This is a genomic window from uncultured Streptococcus sp. (assembly GCF_905372115.1).
In the GTDB taxonomy this organism is placed as follows: Bacteria; Bacillota; Bacilli; order Lactobacillales; family Streptococcaceae; genus Streptococcus.
Genome location: NZ_CAJPNR010000018.1, coordinates 1 through 16,666, shown reverse-complemented (window position 1 = coordinate 16,666; position 16,666 = coordinate 1). Strand labels below are relative to the sequence as shown.

Sequence of the window (16,666 nt, the reverse complement as noted above, 5' to 3'; positions counted from 1 at the left end):
TTATCTACCTCTCAATAAAAACTCGTCTTCTCCTTCAGGCTTTCCAGATAGCGCTCTTCATAATCATAGAGCGGAGTTGGGTACTGACCGTCAAAGTAAGCCACACAAAGCCCGCCATTTGGAGCATCTGTCTCAATACCGACGGATTCAATGAGGCCTTCCAGCGACAGGTAGGTCAGACTATCAGCTCCGATAATCTCACAGACCTCATCAACCGTATGATTGGCCGAGATGAGCTCGCGACGATTCTGAATATCAATGCCGTAGAAACATGGATATTTAAGTTCTGGACTGCCGATAGCTACATGGACTTCAGCTGCACCTGCATCTCGTAGGAGCTGGACGATACGTCGACTGGTCGTTCCCCGAACGATAGAGTCATCCACCATGACCACGCGCTTGCCCTTGACAATACTGGAAACAGCTGATAATTTCATACGAACTCCTTGCTCTCGCAACTCCTGCGTTGGCTGGATAAAAGTCCGTTGGATGTATTGATTTTTAATCAGACCCATTTCATTTGGCAGACCAGATTCTTCGGAAAAGCCAGAGGCCGCTGACAAGGAAGAATTAGGCACGCCGACAACGATATCTGCCTCATGTTGGAATTCCTGAGCTAGTCTGCGGCCCATCCTCTTACGGGCTGAATGGACATTGACCCCGTGAATGACGCTGTCCGGCCGAGCAAAATAGACATATTCCATTGAGCAAATAGCTAGCTGGGTATCTGTCGTATAGCTGTCATAGGTCACGCCTTCATCATCGATAATTACGATTTCCCCCGGCTCAAGGTCGCGCACCCATTCGGCACCCACCACTTCAAAAGCACAGGTTTCACTGGAAACGACCCAGGCCCCATTTTTCATGCGGCCGATGGACAGAGGACGAAAGCCATTAGGATCCAGCGCAGCGTAGAGCTTATCCTCTCTCATGATGAGATAGGCAAAGCCGCCCTGAACTCGTCTCAAGGATTCCTTGAGCTTGTCTAAGAAATTTTCCTGCTTACTATGGCGAATCAAGTGCATGAGAATTTCCGTATCAGACGAGCTGGCAAAGATGGAACCCCTCTTTTCCAACTCCCGTCTCAGTGAGTGGGCATTGGTCAGATTGCCATTATGCGCCAAGCCCATCTGCATATCATAGAAACTGAAGAAGAAAGGCTGGACATTGTTGATAGAGGCTCCGCCAGACGTTGCATAGCGGACGTGGCCGATGGCTGCTTCTCCTGTCAGTTTGTCCAAATCTGCTGGGTTCTTAAAGACCTCTGCAACCAATCCCAAATCGCGGTGGCGTTTGAGCTTCCTGTGGTCGTTTGACAGGATGCCAGCTCCTTCCTGACCGCGGTGCTGCAGACTATGGAGTCCGAAATAGGTGACTTGAGCCGCCTGTGGATGGCCCCAGATTCCAAAAATACCGCACTCTTCATTCAGTGACTTTACTTCGTATGTCATTGTTTTACCTAAATTCTTTTGTCTTGTAAAAGGGAGAAAACCTGACCTTTCAGGCCAAGCAGACTCCTTTTTTGATTGCTTGCTCTTGCAAGCCAACTTTATTCGTGACTCGCTTGGAAATAACGAACGGCGCTTTCAAACAATTTCTGGTCTTTCTGACCTGGAATATTTTGGAAAAGACCGTCTTCATAACGCTCTGAGTGGCCCATCTTCCCGATGATTTGACCGTTCTTGCTCATAATCCCTTCGATAGCGTAGAGAGAGCCGTTTGGATTATACTTACTGTCCATGCTTGGCTGACCATCGAAGTCTACGTACTGACTCCAAATCTGACCATTGTCACGCAGCTCAGCAAATTCCTCAGCTGTCACGACAAATTTCCCTTCACCATGTGAAACCGGAATGGCATGGATATCTCCCACTTGTACACCAGCCAGCCAAGGCGAGTTGGTATTGGCAATGCGGGTCTCCACCATCTTGGCCACGTGCTGGTTGGCATCATTGTAAAAGAGAGTTGGACTGCTGGCACCTGCTTCTTCAAAGTTTCCGTAAGGAAGAAGACCAGATTTAACCAGAGCTTGGAAGCCATTACAGATACCAATGATGAGACCGCCGCGAGCAATGAAAGTATCAATAGCTTTCTTGACCTTCTCATTGAGAAGGATGTTGACGATAAACTTAGCTGACCCATCTGGCTCATCTGCAGCAGAGAAGCCACCTGCAAAGAAGATGATATTGGACTTGTCAATGTTGTCAACCATGGTGTCAACGGACTTGACAATGGCTGCTTCATCCAAAGTAACGAATGGAACTAGGTTGACCTTGGCTCCAGCTGCTTCAAAGGCTTTGGCTGAATCGTATTCTGAGTTGGTTCCAGGGAAGACTGGAATGTAAACCAGCGGCTCCGCCACTGTCTCTTTGGCTTTGATAACCGTATCAGCGACAAGAGCCGGCACTTCTTCAATAACTGTTTCCTGTTTAAATTCTGTCGGGTAGATAGGCTCTAGTCGGCCTTCAAAGCTTGCCAAAAGCTCTGCTCCCTCAAGCTGGACACCATTGACAATCAGTGTAAAGTCTGGCTTGGTCTGACCGATCTTCACTGCACCTGGAATATCCTGCTCAGGACTGGTAAAGACAAATCCGCCCAGTTGCGCTTGCAAAACGGAAGACAAGTCAGCAACATCCACTTGGGCACCGATACGATTACCAAAGCTCATCAAGGCCAGACTCTCTGCTAGGCCACCGTATTTGACAGCGGCGGCGGCTGTAATCTGATACTTGGACTGAATATCCGCAAAATTTTCAAAGTTATTCTTGATTAAGTCAAAGTCAATATCCTGAGACAGGACCTGTCCTGGCAGATAGTAGATGGACTCTCCTGCTGCCTTAAACTCTGGAGACAGGATGCGCCCAGCAGTTGAAGTAGTCACGCCAAAAGCTACTAAGGTTGGCGGTACTGTCAATTCTTCAAAAGTTCCGCTCATGGAATCCTTGCCACCGATAGACGGCAAACCTAGCTGAATCTGAGCTTCAATGGAACCAAGCAGAGCAGAGACTGGCTGTCCAAAACGCTCAGCTTGCTTGTCCATCCGCTCAAAGTACTCCTGATAAGAGAAGCGAGCCTTGGACCAGTCTGAACCAACAGCAACCAAGCGAGCTGTCGCTTCAATCACTGCATAAGCTGCTCCATGATAAGGCGACCAAGCTGCCACATAAGGATTGTAGCCTTGTGCCATCACAGAGACCGTCTCAGTCTTGCCATGCTCAACTGGTAATTTCTGCACAGAAGCCTCAGTCGGCGTAATCTGGTAGCGCCCGCCGATAGGATGATTGACAGTAGAGCGGCCAACAGAGCTGTCAAAGATAGTCTGCAGCCCCTTTTGACTGGTATGGTTGAGGTCGCTGAGCATGCTCTTGAGGTCCTGCTCCAAGGTTGCTTCAGAAGTCACAGTCTGCCCTGGCAGTGCTGCTTGAGCATCCACAACCTTGGCGTCCACAACCACGCGCACACCATTGGTATCCAGAAAACTCCGCTCAATATCGACGATGGTTTCCCCGTTCCAGTGCATGACTAGATTTGGCTTTTCCGTCACTTTAGCCACAACGACTGCCAGTAGATTTTCCTTAGCTGCCGCAGCGATAAATTGTTCGACATCTTCTGGGCGGACCACTACTGCCATCCGCTCCTGCGACTCAGAAATCGCGATTTCTGTACCGTTAAGTCCTTGGTATTTGAGCGGTACCTTATCAAGGTCAATTTCCAGCCCATCTGCCAATTCGCCAATAGCCACACAGACACCGCCGGCCCCAAAGTCATTTGATTTCTTGATGAGGCGAGTCACATTGCCATCGCGGAAGAGGCGCTGAATCTTGCGTTCCTCAATAGCATTTCCTTTTTGTACTTCTGCGCCAGCCGTCTCCACAGACGCAGCTGTCTGCACCTTGGACGAGCCAGTTGCTCCACCGACACCATCACGACCCGTCTTGCCTCCCAGCAAGATGACCACATCACCCTCTGCTGGTTTTTCACGGACGACGTTTTCCTTAGGAGCCGCACCGACAACCGCACCCAGCTCCATCCGCTTAGCAACAAAGCCTGGATGGAAATACTCACGGACATAGGTCGTCGCTAGACCAATTTGATTCCCGTAAGAAGAATAGCCATGCGCTGCAGTTTTTGAAATAACCTGCTGAGGGAGCTTGCCAGCCCGCGTTTCAGCAATCGGTTGGGTAATATCGCCCGCACCTGAAATCCGCATAGCCTGATAAACATAAGAACGGCCAGAAAGCGGATCACGAATGGCTCCTCCGATACAAGTCGCAGCCCCACCAAAGGGCTCAATTTCTGTTGGGTGGTTGTGGGTTTCATTTTTAAACATCAGCAGCCAAGGCTCCTTGACACCATCCACATCTACTTCAATCTCTACTGAGCAGGCATTGATCTCATCAGACACTTCCATGTCATCCAGACGGCCATTAGCTCGCTCGTAGCGACCAAAAATAGTCGCCATATCCATGAGGGTCTGCGGTTTGTCCCCACGACCCAGCTCATCGCGCATAGCCAAATATTTATCATAAGTAGCCTGCAGCTGCTTTTCAAACTTAGAAGCCGAAAAATCAATCTTCTTCAACTCCGTCTCAAAGGTCGTATGTCGACAGTGGTCGGACCAGTAAGTGTCCAGAACCTTGAGCTCTGTTTCTGTCGGGAAACGACCAATCGATTTGAAATAGTCCTGAATAAAGAGCAAATCTGCCACTTCCATTGCCAGACCATGCTCCTGCTTGTAGGCTTTAAAGTCCGCTTCCGTATAGTCCTTAAAGAAGTCCAGAACCGGAATGGTCTTGTCAGACTCGGAGAACTGCTCCAGCTGGATTGGTTGCTCAATATCTTTAAAGCGTGAATCAACTGGATTCAGCAAGTATTTCTTGATTGCTGCCAACTCGCTGTCTGAGATGTCTTTATTGACCAAATAAAGCTGAGCGGTTCTCACCAGAACATCTGTCCCAGCACCGAGCAAAAAGAGGGCCTCCTGAGAGCTGGCTGCCCGCTGGTCAAACTGACCCGGCAGCGCTTCGATGGCAAAAAACGCTGTCTCTGCAAGTGCAGCCTCTACTTCCTCCTCCGTCAGCAATCTATCTGTCACTTGCTCGGAGAAAATATGCTTTTCAGCACGATCAACTAAATCTTCTGCCAGATGAAAGACATCATAAACTTGAATCATCCGAAGATCTGACAATGTTTTCAACTGAAGATTGTGCGTCAGCTCTCTCACCAAGCTTCGTGACTTCACACCGAAGTTGCTCTTCTTCTCTACAAAAATACGCTTGTCCATGATTTTTCACACCCTGTCCTTACTTAATCGCCTGCAATTTTTCCCAAACAACCTGATAGACATCTGTCAGTTCACCAAGGCCACGTCGGAAAACGTCCTTGTCCATGTGATGGCCTTCCGCATCCCAGAGACGGCAATTGTCTGGTGAAAATTCATCTGCCAGAATAATCTTGCCATCTTTGTCAAAGCCGAACTCTAACTTGAAATCAATCAATTTCAGTCCGATTTGGCGGAACCAGTCTGACAAGAGCTCATTGATCCGACGAGTCTCCTCTTTCAAAAAGGCAATTTCTTCGTCGCTGGCAATCTTCAAGAATTTCACATGTTCGTCATTGATGAAAGGATCGTCCAAATCATCATTTTTGTAGTAAAATTCCACAATCGGAGTTTCAAGCGCGATGCCCTCTTCTACTCCAAAACGTTTGGAAAAAGAACCCGCTGTGTAGTTGCGCAGCACCACTTCCAAAGGAATAATCTCTACTTTTTTATTTAGCTGGTCCGTATCCGAAACCTTCTTAATGAAATGCGTCGCCACACCAGCTGCATTGAGTTTCTCAAAAATAAAAGATGAAATCTGGTTGTTGAGCACTCCTTTACCAGCAATCTGCTCCTTCTTGACTCCATTAAAGGCCGTTGCCTGGTCCTTGTAGCGTGCCAGAATGACTTGCTCATCATCTGTAGAGAAAATATCCTTGGCTTTTCCCGAATATAACAACTTATTAGACATTTTAATATTCGCCTTTCGTGGTTTTATACCCTCATTTTATCATCTTTGAATATATTTTACAAGAAATTCCGTATAAACTTTCTGTATCCAGTTAAAGAAATCGTTTCCTTTCTAAGATACGAAAAAAGACCGGAAGATACCGATCTTTGATTTTTAATGTTGCTTCTTCAGTTTCTCATGGATATAAGCCACCACATCGGAAATTGTTTTGAAGTTATCCATATCCTCATCAGGAATCTCAATATCAAAAGCTTCTTCCAGATTGATGATAAATTCCATCAAATCAACAGAGTCCACTCCCAGCTCCTCTTTCAAGCTCAGTTCTGGAGTGATATGCAGCTTGCTGCTGTCATGTTCTTGAATGATTTCGACAATTTTTGCATAAATTTCTTTTTCGCTCATGTTTACTCCTTTGCATCTGAAAATTCAATAACCGATTTACCAACAACATCTGTTTCCAACATGGTCCGAATTTGACGAATCGTGCTATAAACAGCCTTAGCATCGCTAGAGCCATGCGTTTTGACAACAGGTGCCTTCAAGCCAAATAGAACTGCACCGCCTGCACTAGAATAGTCCAGACTATTTTTGAGTCCTCGCAGGCTGTCCTTGAGCAGCCAAGCTCCCAATTTAGCCTTAAAACCACCGCCTAAAATAGACTTCTTCAGCTGACCCATGATACTGATAGCAGTTCCTTCGATTGATTTCAGAACAGCATTACCAGTAAAGCCATCTGCAACGACAACATCCGCCACATCATCCATCAAATCACGCGCTTCTACATTGCCGATAAAGTTAAGTGTTGAATCCCCAGCTAAAAGCTCATAGGATTCCTTGCGCAGAGGGTCACCTTTGCTGCTTTCTGTTCCGTTATTCAAGAGACCTACCCTCGGCTTCTTGATTCCTCGGACATTTTCAGCATAGAAAGAACCCAAAGTCGCATACTGGTGTAAATGATGGGCTGTGTTTTCAGCATTGGCTCCCAGATCCAGCATATCAAATCCCTGACCGCCAACCGTTGGCATAGTAGATAAGAGACCCGGTCGGTCAATGTTCTTGATACGCCCTACGATAAAGAAACCCGCCGCCAAAAGCGCTCCAGTATTTCCAGCAGACAGCATGGCATCTGCTTCCCCTGCCTTCACAGCCTTGGCTGCCAGAACCATACTAGCCTCTTTCTTCTGACGGATGGCCTTGGTCGGCTCGTCGTCCGAGTCAATCTTTTCCTCCGTGTGGATGATGCGGACCCGCTCACCAGCAGTCAGATAAGGCTTAATTTTCGCCTCATCGCCATAAAGAAGAATTTCAATATCCGAAAACTCCTGTACCGCCTGATTGGCTCCTTCCACCAGAGCCTGAGGGGCATTGTCCCCTCCCATAGCATCAACAGCTATTTTTTTCATTCGATTTATTCCTCGTTCTTATCTTTTAAAATGCTTCCCCAGTCCCCCAGAGAATCTATAAATTTTTTGGATTTGAGATGGATGCCGACATATTCATCATAGAGCAGGTCGATAAAATCCCGCAGCTGCTTTTTAATATCTGGCTTCAAAGAAATGGTCTCCAATTCGCTAAAACGGACCGCCTGAAATTGGTCCAGCAGAAAAGGAAGATTAGGATTCAGATGACAGCGCCGTTCATCCTGATGGTAATGATCAGGGCAAAGGACTCCGCTATATTTAAAAGAGAAGTCAAAAGGCAGACCCGTCCGATGACAAAAGGCACAGTCATGGAAGTTTAACGAAACTCCAAAACGTGACAAAATCTGAATCTCAAAGATATTAGTCAGCACTTCATAGTCCAGACCATCATTCATCAGCTCCAGGGTTTTCTGCAGAAAAGCAAAGAGCGCCGGATCCGGCTGATTGTCCTGAAGACTGGCATCTGCCAAGGCCGCCACATAGCTGGCATAGGCCATGATGAATAAATCCTCATTGATGCGATGGTAGGCGACTACATCCTGATAGTCCTCGATATAGCTAAGGCCATCATCATTGATTTTCATCAGCAAGTTCGCCGCAGTCAAAGGCTGAATGACGGGTGCTAGCTTAGATTTCCCAGCATGCTTGACGAAAAACATACGCTTACCAGCCTGTTCCGTAAAGATCTTGACCAGCTTATCATCCTCACGGAAATTGCGATTATAGAGAACCAGACCTTGACTTGTTAGAGATTTAAGCATAGTCCTCCATGTAGTCCTTGAGGCGCTTCAGAGCTTCTCTAATCGTCTCCATACTAGCCGCATAGGACAGCCGGATATAGCCTTCTCCGTATTGACCAAAAGCCGCTCCCGGGATAAAGGCCACAGCCTTCTTCTCTGCAAAATCCTGCAGAAAAGCGAAAGAATCTTGATTATAACCATCTGGTATCTTAGCAAAAATATAAAAAGCCCCGTCTGGTTTGATAATCTTAAAGCCTAGCTCTGCCATTTTCTCTATGATGTAATCACGACGCTGGATATATTCAGCCTTCATTGGCTCCGCATCATCTTTCCCAACTGTCAGGGCTTCAATGCCGGCAAACTGAGCCATGGTATTGGCCGCTGTTACGAGATACTGATGGCTCTTAATCAGCTGAGCAGTGAAAACTGCTGGAGCAAAGATAAAGCCCAACCGCCAGCCAGTCATGGCATGAGACTTAGACAGGCCGTTGATGACAATGGTTTGCTCTGGCAGATACTCCGCGATGGAGACATGCCCCTGCTCTGTATAGGTCAGCTCAGAATAGACCTCATCGCAGACCACAAAGACTTGGTATTTTCCCAGGACATCCGCCAGAGCTTTTATCTGCTCCCGCGAATAAGTCACGCCGGTCGGATTGGCTGGATAATTAAGAATGACCGCTTTTAGCTGCTCGCCCTGTTCTAAAATAGCCGCTTCCAGCATCTCTGGAGTGAGGACAAAGTTATTGGCCGTTGTATCAATCTCGACAATCTCTGCCCCCACTAGATTGACAATGGGCTCATAGCCTGGGTAAGCAGGAGCTGGCAGCAAGACCTTGTCACCTTCTTCTAGAATGGCTGTCAACGTAGCCGACAAGGCCTCTGTTGCGCCAATAGTGACCAAGATCTCATCTTCTGGGCGATAGTTTAGATTGTACTTTTCTTTCACAAAACTGCTGGCCGCCTGACGCAGCTCCAAGAGACCGCTCATACCAGTGTAGTGGCTTTGATTAGCATCAATCGCTGCCTTGGCTGCTGCTTTGATATGATCCGGTGTTGTAAAATCCGGCTCCCCTAAGGTCAGCCGAAGAACTCCGGGAATAGCAGAAATTGATTGGTCGAACTGACGAATCAGTGAAATTTCTATTTTTCCTAAGTTTTTATTAAATTTCTTACTTAAATCCATACATACCTCCAGCCACTCAATAGAACTATTATACTATAAATGCAGAAGCATAGCAAAAGCTATTACATGATTTCTTATGCAGAAAAAGGACTAAGCTTGCACTCAGTCCCTTTTTTCCTTTCCTTAAAATTCTTCTCTGGCAGATAATGGATATAGCCACATCTCATGTAACCGGCCAGTCAACGAGTCGGAGTATAGGTCAATTCCTTGCCATGCTTGGCCAGAAAATCTGGCAGTTCTGAATCAGGGATCTGCCGCAAATAAAGATTAGAACGAATCGTATCATCTTCCTCACGGCAGGTTGAAAGAACCAAATACCGGTCGCTCGCCTTAATCTGGATCTTGGGATCCTTTGTCCGAGCAGCCTCATAGATATTTCTAAGCTGAGTCGTAAAGTCCTCGTCATCCTTAAACTCCGTCCGATAAAAAGCAGTCTCTTCCGGCACGATGACCAGTCCCATAGCTTGATAATAATACTTACGCTCAGGAGTCTCAATCACGACATACCTATGTTTGTCAAAATAATCCTGACGATCATAGTAGTTGACATCATTAAACATGCGATGATCTCCTGCCTTGCTGCCCCGAGCATGAGCGAAAAGCCAGGTCAGACGATCACTGAAATCTTTATGATTATCTTTATCCATGAAGACCGCACCCATATAAGGCTCATGATTGCCTTCAAAAGTCTTCAGCAAATAAGTTTCATTATCTTTCGTTTGCACCACCGGCTCATCCAACTGTGTACCAGGAGCATAGACATAGCCTATCGTTTCTGAATTCACAGCCTTCAGTTTAGCAAAACGCTCTGCTAAATAATCCTTTTCTGTCTGACTGGAGTCTGCTGTAGAAGAGCTTGACGTTTCAATCCTGCTGGGTGGCGAAACTCTAGGCTTACTGCCTGTTCCTGAAGAACGGAAAGCATAAAAAACAGAAAAAATAACCAGAACAATCAGCAGGAGGCAGATGCCAACAACAAGAAGCTGTTTCTTATTCGAAGCTTGACTCCTATCTTTTTCTTGCATAATTTAAAAATCCTTTATTTTTCATTTTTGATAAAAAATATCACCGAACAAAGGCTCAGTGATATTTAGGCGTTAGCACAAATTAAAGACAAAATTATTTCACCGCACTTGTTTTAGGAAGTGACTTGTCTTCAGAGTTTTCCTCATTTTCCTTGTTTTCTTCTTTTACTTCCGGAGCTTTTTTTGCTTTATTTTCTGATTTTTTAGTCCTCTTTTTACCTGCTGCTGAAGAGGATGCCGCCGAAGATTGAGACGGTACCGGAAAAGTCGGAACTGATGAAGAGGCTGTAGAGTAAGGTGCCGCCGAATAAGCCGGTGTAGATGGATCTGTGGTAGACGGTGCCGCTGAAGACTGATCCGCATTAGCCGACTCTCCTTCACCAATAACAAGAACTTTGTTACCAGCCTGATCCTCCATCACTGCACTTTTACCAACTGGTGCTTTCTTAGCTTCAGCAACTTGCTGATCCAGAGCTGATTGTGCGTCTCTATAGGCCTGCAGTTCATCCATAACTTTGCCGGATTCTGCGTCCGTATTCCCTTGGGGAACTTCATTATTATCAATGTCATTAACCCAAAGACTGGCTGTACCCTCAGCAAATACTGGTGCAGCAGCCGCGAAAAGAGAAAGGGCTACAGCACTTGAAAGTAAAACCTTTTTCATTATCTCATCTCCTCTTTACTTTTCAAAAATAATTGTAACTCCCCGTTACCTAATATTACCTACTACTAAGTATAGTTCGAACTCTAAAAAAAGTCAAGAATTTTACTACATAAAAATTTCTAAAATCAAAGAATACCAAGGGATGAGACAAATTGTCAATTTACCAACTATTTAAATGGTCATTTATTTATATTTGAAACATCAAGTAATTTGAGTTTTCTTTTAAAGTGAATGTTGGACTTTTTTTAAAAAAGATAGTAGGAATAGAAAGGAGCTAGGAATCAAACTTCCCAGCCATACATATCAGATTATTTTTTCCCTATTTCAAATAAGGGTGACAGCGGTCGTTTCTCATGAATACGGACAATGGCTTCCCCTAGAAGATGCGCAATGGAAATCTGATCAATCTTATCAATCAAGCGCTCTTGAGGGAGATAAATCGTATCCAACACAACCAATTTTTTAATCGCCGACTTTTGGATATTATCCATAGCCGGACCAGACAAGACTGGATGCGTACAGCTAGCATAGACTTCTACAGCCCCCGCCTCAGCGAGAGCGTCAGCTGCATGACAGATAGTTCCCGCTGTATCAATCATATCATCAATTAGAATACAAGTTTTTCCTTCCACCTTACCAATGATGTTCATGACTTCACTGCTATTCATCTTGTCTACACTGCGACGCTTATCAATAATCGCAATCGGGGTTTTCAGAAACTCTGCTAACTTACGGGCTCGACTCACACCACCATGGTCCGGACTGACTACCACATAGTCGCCCCCTGTCATATTACGGCGCTCAAAGTAATCAGCAATCAAAGGCGCGCCCATCAAATGGTCTACTGGGATGTCAAAGAAGCCCTGGATTTGTGCTGCGTGCAAATCAATAGTCAGCATCCGATCCACACCAGCGATTTCCAACATATTGGCAACTAATTTAGATGTAATTGGCTCACGAGCTCTAGCCTTGCGATCCTGTCGAGCATAGCCATAGTAAGGCATGACAACATTGATGGATTCAGCACTAGCCCGTTTCAAAGCATCTACCATAATCAAAATTTCCATCAAATTATCATTGACTGGCGAACTGGTAGACTGCAAAATAAAGACGTGTTTCCCGCGAATAGATTCTTCAATATTCACTTGAATCTCACCATCAGAGAACTGACGGACAGTTGATTTCCCAAGTGGCAATCCAATCTCTTGAGCAACACGCTGCGCTAATTCTTGATTAGAAGAAAGAGCAAAGAGTTTTAAATCAGAAAAAGACATGATTCCCTCCAGATTCTAAATCGTCTTTCATTGTCCAATTACAACTTTTCCCAACTACCATTGTAACTTTTTTCAGTTGATTTTTCAATTAAAAATAAAAAACGCCAGAGGCGCTTTTTACTGATTAGTTCGGATAGATATATGAAACTGTACCTTGTGCAGTTGTTGGGTTAAACCATCCACGGTAGTTACCGATTGATTGTTGTCCAAGGTAGTTCGCTTCTGATACTTGGATGCTTGTAGTAGATTGAACAGCTGTTACTACTGCAACGTGTCCGTATCCACCGTCAGTCCAACATGCAATTGCTCCAACTTCTGGCTGTGAACCAACACGGAAGCCTGCTGCTGCTGCGCTTGCTGACCATTGTCCACCATTACCCCAGTAATCGCCAGCCCAAGGAGCTAATGTCTTAGCACCCCAAGTACATTGACCTACTGGATAAGAAGAGGCAGATGAGCTATAAACTGGTCTATTTGCACGGGCAACAGATTGAGTTACTGCAGGTGCTGCTGGAGCCGCTGCTTCAGCTGCTGGAGCTGAATTGACAACCGCTTGAACTTGAGCTTGCAGGGTGGTATTTCCCGAAGCTTCAATTGCTTGGCGTTTTGATTCTTGCTCTGCTTTATAAGCTGCTTCACGAGCCGCTGCTTCAGCTGCTGCTTTTTCAGCTGCTGCTTTTTCTTCAAGAAGAGAATTCTTTTCGTTTTCAGCAGTCGCTTTTTCAGCTGCAAGACTTGCCTGAGCTGCTTTCAGTTCAGCTTGTTTTGTTGCCAAAGCTTGCTCATCATCAGCTAACTTCTCTTGGTTAGCAATTACAGTATTGATAGCTTCATTATTCGCAACTTGCTTTTCAGCAATTACTTCTTTATCTTTCTTTTGTTGTTCCAGCATTTTATTATTTGCTGAAACAATTTCGCTCATAGCTGCCACACGAGAGATAGCTTCTGTGATAGAGCTAGAATTTACAACTGTATTGATGTAGCTAGTAGCAGTTCCATTTGTTTGGGTACTGCGCGCTTGATTTGCAAGTGACTCATTACGAGCTACAATATTTTTAGACAGTTCGTCAATCTCAGCAGAAAGTTTTGCAGATTCAGCAGACAATTTTTCATTTTCTGCTTTAAGCTCTTCTTGTTGCTTTTGAATAGCAGATACTTGTCCTTGAATCTCGTTAACTTGTGCCTGAGCTGATTGTTGTTGCTCTGTCAAACTATTAATCTTGCTGTCTTGTGCAGCAATCTTTTCATCAGTTGTCTCCGCTTTAACGCTCACAAGTGCAGCTCCTTGTGAAAGGATAACCGTACTCAATAAAATTGATGTGAGTAGTTTTTTCTTCATAAAAATAATACACTCCTTCTTATAAGACATTATCTAGTATACCAGAAAATGCTGTATCATATGTTACGCCTTTATTACATTTTTATTTCTTGTTTATCATAAATACATTTTTTCGAAAATAGGCTGAAAAATGAGGAAAATCAGGCTATTGAGAAGGATAGTCGGTACCAGACTGCTAAGGACAAAATCCTGTAAATTCAAACTAGAAAGATTCAAAAATACTGCAAAAGCAAAGCTAGTTAATTCAAATAAAAATACAAGAATCAGAACAGATAAAAAGCGAGTAAATTTATTTAAAAGCATAGTCGAACTAGACTGACAAACCAAGAGACTTAAAAGAGGAAAAAGAATAAGAGCAATACCGATGGTATGAAAATAGTAAACATCGTAAATCAGCCCCAGACAGCAAAACAAGAGAATATTGTAGTTTCTAGAAAGGTTGATGGACACAAAAAGCATGAAAATAAAGATAAAATGACTAACTAAATGCCATTGTAAAGGCAGAATATTAGCCAGAAAAGTCGAAATCTGCCCGTCGATCAATAAAACAAAAGGAGTCAAAAGATGTTCTTTAATATCTCTCATATCAGTTCCCTACCAACATTACAGCACGGATATCCGACAAATCAGCAGCCGGCTTAACCAGGACAACCTTGTTTAACTGATCCTTAGCCTCAGACACGGAAAGTACCTTACCGACAGGAATATTTTCTGCATTATAAGCGCCCAAGCCACTGGTTGCAACCTCATCTCCCTCTTTTATATCTTCAGCACTATTTAACTGACTGATGATATAAGCTGAGTTTTTTTCATCATATCCAGTTATAATCCCATAAACTGAACCAGACTTAGTTTGAATTCTAACAGAAATTTTAGTTGAGTTTTCCTCGTTAGTCAGTAGAGATACTAAGCTAGACTGACTACTAGTTTCAGAAACACTTCCGACTAGACCACCATTAGCGACTACTAGCATAGCATCTGTCACATGATCAGATGTCCCCTTGTCAATAGTCAGCTCATTTTTCCAAGATGCTGGCGTACGGGCAATCACTTCGCTGGCAATTTGTATTTGATTTTTATCAGCCTCTTTAAATTCCAGAAGTTTTCGCAACTGCTCATTCTCATCTTCTAAGGAATCTGCCTTCCCAGCCTTTTCCTCAACCTCATAAAGATTTTTCTTGAGTTGTTGATTCTCTCTGTAAGTAGACATCAAATCTGACATTTCTTCCTTTTTATCGGCTACAAAAGCAAAAGGAGAACCGACATGTCTATCTACCAATGAAATAATATTTGAAGTAGTTGATACAAACCAACTAGAAGAGGTAGATAGGATGAGTATCGTCATTGCAACAACTAATACAAAAAAAGAAATCAGAAACTTAGATTTTTTAAATCGATTCATCAGAAAAACCTCACTAAACAGGACGAGAAAGTATAAGAAAAGGAGATAGCAAATGCTAAACTCCTTATTCATACGGAGAATGGGGGATTCGAACCCCCGCGCCGGTTACCCGACCTAACGATTTAGCAAACCGTCCTCTTCAGCCTCTTGAGTAATTCTCCAATATTTAATGGGCACGAGTGGACTCGAACCACCGACCTCACGCTTATCAGGCGTGCGCTCTAACCACCTGAGCTACGCGCCCAAGTCCGAAAACTTGGTATGAACTTTCGTTCAAAGCGGGTGACGAGAATCGAACTCGCGACAACAGCTTGGAAGGCTGTAGTTTTACCACTAAACTACACCCGCATTTCCAATACGATGATGTATGGCGCGAGACGGAATCGAACCGCCGACACATGGAGCTTCAATCCATTGCTCTACCAACTGAGCTACCGAGCCAACTATTGCGGGAGCAGGATTTGAACCTACGACCTTCGGGTTATGAGCCCGACGAGCTACCTAGCTGCTCCATCCCGCGTCAATACTATTCGTCCCTAAGGAGGATGTGGGATTCGAACCCACGCACGCTTTTACACGCCTGACGGTTTTCAAGACCGTTCCCTTCAGCCGGACTTGGGTAATCCTCCAAGATAACACTATGGACCTTGTAGGACTTGAACCTACGACCACTCGGTTATGAGCCGAGAGCTCTAACCAGCTGAGCTAAAGGTCCGACAAGATCATTATAGCGGCGAAGGGGATCGAACCCCCGACCTCCCGGGTATGAACCGGACGCTCTAGCCAGCTGAGCTACACCGCCATCTATCGGGAAGACAGGATTCGAACCTGCGACACCTTGGTCCCAAACCAAGTACTCTACCAAGCTGAGCTACTTCCCGAACTTAAGTTATTACTTAATGCACCCTAGAGGAGTCGAACCTCTAACCGCCTGATTCGTAGTCAGGTACTCTATCCAGTTGAGCTAAGGGTGCTCATCTTCTTCTACTGCCTCTTACAAGTCTATGCCGAGGACCGGAATCGAACCGGTACGATCGTTACCAATCGCAGGATTTTAAGTCCTGTGCGTCTGCCAGTTCCGCCACCCCGGCCGCCTCAAGCGAACGACGGGATTCGAACCCGCGACCCCCACCTTGGCAAGGTGATGTTCTACCACTGAACTACGTTCGCATCCTATTCAAAAATGCCGGCTACATGACTTGAACACGCGACCCTCTGATTACAAATCAGATGCTCTACCAACTGAGCTAAGCCGGCTCATTATTATCTTATATGCGGGTTAAGGGACTTGAACCCCCACGCCCTAAAGCGCCAGATCCTAAATCTGGTGCGTCTGCCAATTCCGCCAAACCCGCTCTTATGACCCGTACTGGGCTCGAACCAGTGACCCTTTGATTAAAAGTCAAATGCTCTACCAACTGAGCTAACGAGTCTCTTACTTTTATTGAAATCTTCTCGACTTCAACGGTCCCGACGGGAATCGAACCCGCGATCTTCGCCGTGACAGGGCGACGTGATAACCGCTACACTACGGGACCTATTCTTTTCAGAATATGGGAGTTAACGGGATCGAACCGCTGACCCTCTGCTTGTAAGGCAGATGC

General features: G+C 45.1%; 13 protein-coding genes and 16 tRNA genes. All 29 read right to left on the bottom strand.

Going from position 1 to position 16,666, the window contains the following annotated elements; translation table 11 throughout:
• Positions 1 to 11 precede the first annotated feature (11 nt).
• The 29 genes from purF to QZ169_RS06370 all read right to left on the bottom strand — a co-directional run bounded on the left by purF (position 12) and on the right by QZ169_RS06370 (position 16,600).
• A complete protein-coding gene (purF, locus tag QZ169_RS06510; protein WP_295505489.1) occupies positions 12 to 1,451 on the bottom strand; it encodes an amidophosphoribosyltransferase in 1,440 nt (479 codons plus the stop codon).
• Between the two features lie 98 nt (positions 1,452 to 1,549).
• A complete protein-coding gene (locus QZ169_RS06505; protein WP_295505486.1) occupies positions 1,550 to 5,284 on the bottom strand; it encodes a phosphoribosylformylglycinamidine synthase in 3,735 nt (1,244 codons plus the stop codon).
• Between the two features lie 19 nt (positions 5,285 to 5,303).
• A complete protein-coding gene (gene purC / locus QZ169_RS06500) occupies positions 5,304 to 6,011 on the bottom strand; it encodes a phosphoribosylaminoimidazolesuccinocarboxamide synthase (protein ID WP_268687847.1) in 708 nt (235 codons plus the stop codon).
• Between the two features lie 153 nt (positions 6,012 to 6,164).
• The gene (locus tag QZ169_RS06495) at positions 6,165 to 6,413 is read right to left on the bottom strand and encodes an acyl carrier protein (protein ID WP_002926485.1); all 249 of its coding nucleotides are present in this window, start codon (positions 6,411 to 6,413) and stop codon (positions 6,165 to 6,167) included.
• Positions 6,414 to 6,415: 2 nt separating this feature from the next.
• Entirely contained in the window at positions 6,416 to 7,414 is a 999-nt protein-coding gene (plsX, locus tag QZ169_RS06490; RefSeq protein WP_295505482.1) for a phosphate acyltransferase PlsX, read from the bottom strand.
• Positions 7,415 to 7,419: 5 nt separating this feature from the next.
• Positions 7,420 to 8,193: a DNA repair protein RecO gene (gene recO / locus QZ169_RS06485; protein WP_295505479.1), complete on the bottom strand. Its 774-nt coding sequence runs from the start codon at positions 8,191 to 8,193 to the stop codon at positions 7,420 to 7,422.
• Positions 8,186 to 9,358, bottom strand: a complete 1,173-nt coding sequence (locus QZ169_RS06480; protein ID WP_295505476.1) for a pyridoxal phosphate-dependent aminotransferase — start codon at positions 9,356 to 9,358, stop codon at positions 8,186 to 8,188. Before QZ169_RS06480 ends, recO begins: the two co-directional genes overlap by 8 nt.
• A 179-nt stretch (positions 9,359 to 9,537) precedes the next feature.
• A complete protein-coding gene (gene srtB / locus QZ169_RS06475) occupies positions 9,538 to 10,383 on the bottom strand; it encodes a class B sortase, LPKTxAVK-specific (protein WP_295505474.1) in 846 nt (281 codons plus the stop codon).
• Positions 10,384 to 10,477: 94 nt separating this feature from the next.
• Positions 10,478 to 11,047, bottom strand: a complete 570-nt coding sequence (locus QZ169_RS06470; RefSeq protein ID WP_295505472.1) for a hypothetical protein — start codon at positions 11,045 to 11,047, stop codon at positions 10,478 to 10,480.
• Positions 11,048 to 11,355: 308 nt separating this feature from the next.
• On the bottom strand, positions 11,356 to 12,321 hold the full coding sequence (locus QZ169_RS06465; protein WP_002928639.1) for a ribose-phosphate diphosphokinase: 966 nt from the start codon (positions 12,319 to 12,321) through the stop codon (positions 11,356 to 11,358).
• A 124-nt stretch (positions 12,322 to 12,445) separates the two neighbouring features.
• A complete protein-coding gene (gene pcsB, locus QZ169_RS06460; RefSeq protein WP_009660204.1) occupies positions 12,446 to 13,660 on the bottom strand; it encodes a peptidoglycan hydrolase PcsB in 1,215 nt (404 codons plus the stop codon).
• 96 nt (positions 13,661 to 13,756) lie between these two features.
• Positions 13,757 to 14,245, bottom strand: coding sequence for a rod shape-determining protein MreD (mreD, locus tag QZ169_RS06455; protein ID WP_295505467.1), 489 nt, complete (start codon positions 14,243 to 14,245; stop codon positions 13,757 to 13,759).
• 1 nt (position 14,246) lies between these two features.
• Complete coding sequence (gene mreC / locus QZ169_RS06450; protein ID WP_295505465.1) at positions 14,247 to 15,062, bottom strand: rod shape-determining protein MreC; 816 nt, start codon at positions 15,060 to 15,062, stop codon at positions 14,247 to 14,249.
• A 73-nt stretch (positions 15,063 to 15,135) separates the two neighbouring features.
• A tRNA-Ser gene (locus tag QZ169_RS06445) sits at positions 15,136 to 15,223 on the bottom strand.
• A 9-nt stretch (positions 15,224 to 15,232) separates the two neighbouring features.
• Positions 15,233 to 15,306: transfer RNA gene (locus QZ169_RS06440), tRNA-Ile, on the bottom strand.
• A 33-nt stretch (positions 15,307 to 15,339) separates the two neighbouring features.
• A tRNA-Gly gene (locus QZ169_RS06435) sits at positions 15,340 to 15,410 on the bottom strand.
• Between the two features lie 20 nt (positions 15,411 to 15,430).
• Positions 15,431 to 15,503: transfer RNA gene (locus QZ169_RS06430), tRNA-Phe, on the bottom strand.
• A gap of 5 nt (positions 15,504 to 15,508) precedes the next feature.
• A tRNA-Met gene (locus tag QZ169_RS06425) sits at positions 15,509 to 15,582 on the bottom strand.
• A gap of 19 nt (positions 15,583 to 15,601) precedes the next feature.
• Positions 15,602 to 15,691, bottom strand: a tRNA-Ser gene (locus QZ169_RS06420).
• 12 nt (positions 15,692 to 15,703) lie between these two features.
• A tRNA-Ile gene (locus QZ169_RS06415) sits at positions 15,704 to 15,777 on the bottom strand.
• Between the two features lie 13 nt (positions 15,778 to 15,790).
• Positions 15,791 to 15,864, bottom strand: a tRNA-Met gene (locus QZ169_RS06410).
• 5 nt (positions 15,865 to 15,869) lie between these two features.
• Positions 15,870 to 15,943, bottom strand: a tRNA-Pro gene (locus QZ169_RS06405).
• Positions 15,944 to 15,962: 19 nt separating this feature from the next.
• Positions 15,963 to 16,036: transfer RNA gene (locus QZ169_RS06400), tRNA-Arg, on the bottom strand.
• A 31-nt stretch (positions 16,037 to 16,067) separates the two neighbouring features.
• A tRNA-Leu gene (locus QZ169_RS06395) sits at positions 16,068 to 16,153 on the bottom strand.
• A 7-nt stretch (positions 16,154 to 16,160) separates the two neighbouring features.
• Positions 16,161 to 16,232, bottom strand: a tRNA-Gly gene (locus QZ169_RS06390).
• A 14-nt stretch (positions 16,233 to 16,246) separates the two neighbouring features.
• Positions 16,247 to 16,319, bottom strand: a tRNA-Thr gene (locus QZ169_RS06385).
• A gap of 16 nt (positions 16,320 to 16,335) precedes the next feature.
• Positions 16,336 to 16,417: transfer RNA gene (locus QZ169_RS06380), tRNA-Leu, on the bottom strand.
• Positions 16,418 to 16,422: 5 nt separating this feature from the next.
• Positions 16,423 to 16,495 (bottom strand) — tRNA-Lys (locus QZ169_RS06375).
• A gap of 32 nt (positions 16,496 to 16,527) precedes the next feature.
• Positions 16,528 to 16,600: transfer RNA gene (locus QZ169_RS06370), tRNA-Asp, on the bottom strand.
• Positions 16,601 to 16,666: the final 66 nt, after the last annotated feature.

Bases quoted from the DNA above. Each gene is read 5' to 3' on its own strand.
- purF (WP_295505489.1), bottom strand. From the start codon at position 1,451: ATGACATACGAAGTAAAGTCACTGAATGAAGAGTGCGGTATTTTTGGA.
- QZ169_RS06505 (WP_295505486.1), bottom strand. From the start codon at position 5,284: ATGGACAAGCGTATTTTTGTAGAGAAGAAGAGCAACTTCGGTGTGAAG.
- purC (WP_268687847.1), bottom strand. From the start codon at position 6,011: ATGTCTAATAAGTTGTTATATTCGGGAAAAGCCAAGGATATTTTCTCT.
- QZ169_RS06495 (WP_002926485.1), bottom strand. From the start codon at position 6,413: ATGAGCGAAAAAGAAATTTATGCAAAAATTGTCGAAATCATTCAAGAA.
- plsX (WP_295505482.1), bottom strand. From the start codon at position 7,414: ATGAAAAAAATAGCTGTTGATGCTATGGGAGGGGACAATGCCCCTCAG.
- recO (WP_295505479.1), bottom strand. From the start codon at position 8,193: ATGCTTAAATCTCTAACAAGTCAAGGTCTGGTTCTCTATAATCGCAAT.
- QZ169_RS06480 (WP_295505476.1), bottom strand. From the start codon at position 9,358: ATGGATTTAAGTAAGAAATTTAATAAAAACTTAGGAAAAATAGAAATT.
- srtB (WP_295505474.1), bottom strand. From the start codon at position 10,383: ATGCAAGAAAAAGATAGGAGTCAAGCTTCGAATAAGAAACAGCTTCTT.
- QZ169_RS06470 (WP_295505472.1), bottom strand. From the start codon at position 11,047: ATGAAAAAGGTTTTACTTTCAAGTGCTGTAGCCCTTTCTCTTTTCGCG.
- QZ169_RS06465 (WP_002928639.1), bottom strand. From the start codon at position 12,321: ATGTCTTTTTCTGATTTAAAACTCTTTGCTCTTTCTTCTAATCAAGAA.
- pcsB (WP_009660204.1), bottom strand. From the start codon at position 13,660: ATGAAGAAAAAACTACTCACATCAATTTTATTGAGTACGGTTATCCTT.
- mreD (WP_295505467.1), bottom strand. From the start codon at position 14,245: ATGAGAGATATTAAAGAACATCTTTTGACTCCTTTTGTTTTATTGATC.
- mreC (WP_295505465.1), bottom strand. From the start codon at position 15,062: ATGAATCGATTTAAAAAATCTAAGTTTCTGATTTCTTTTTTTGTATTA.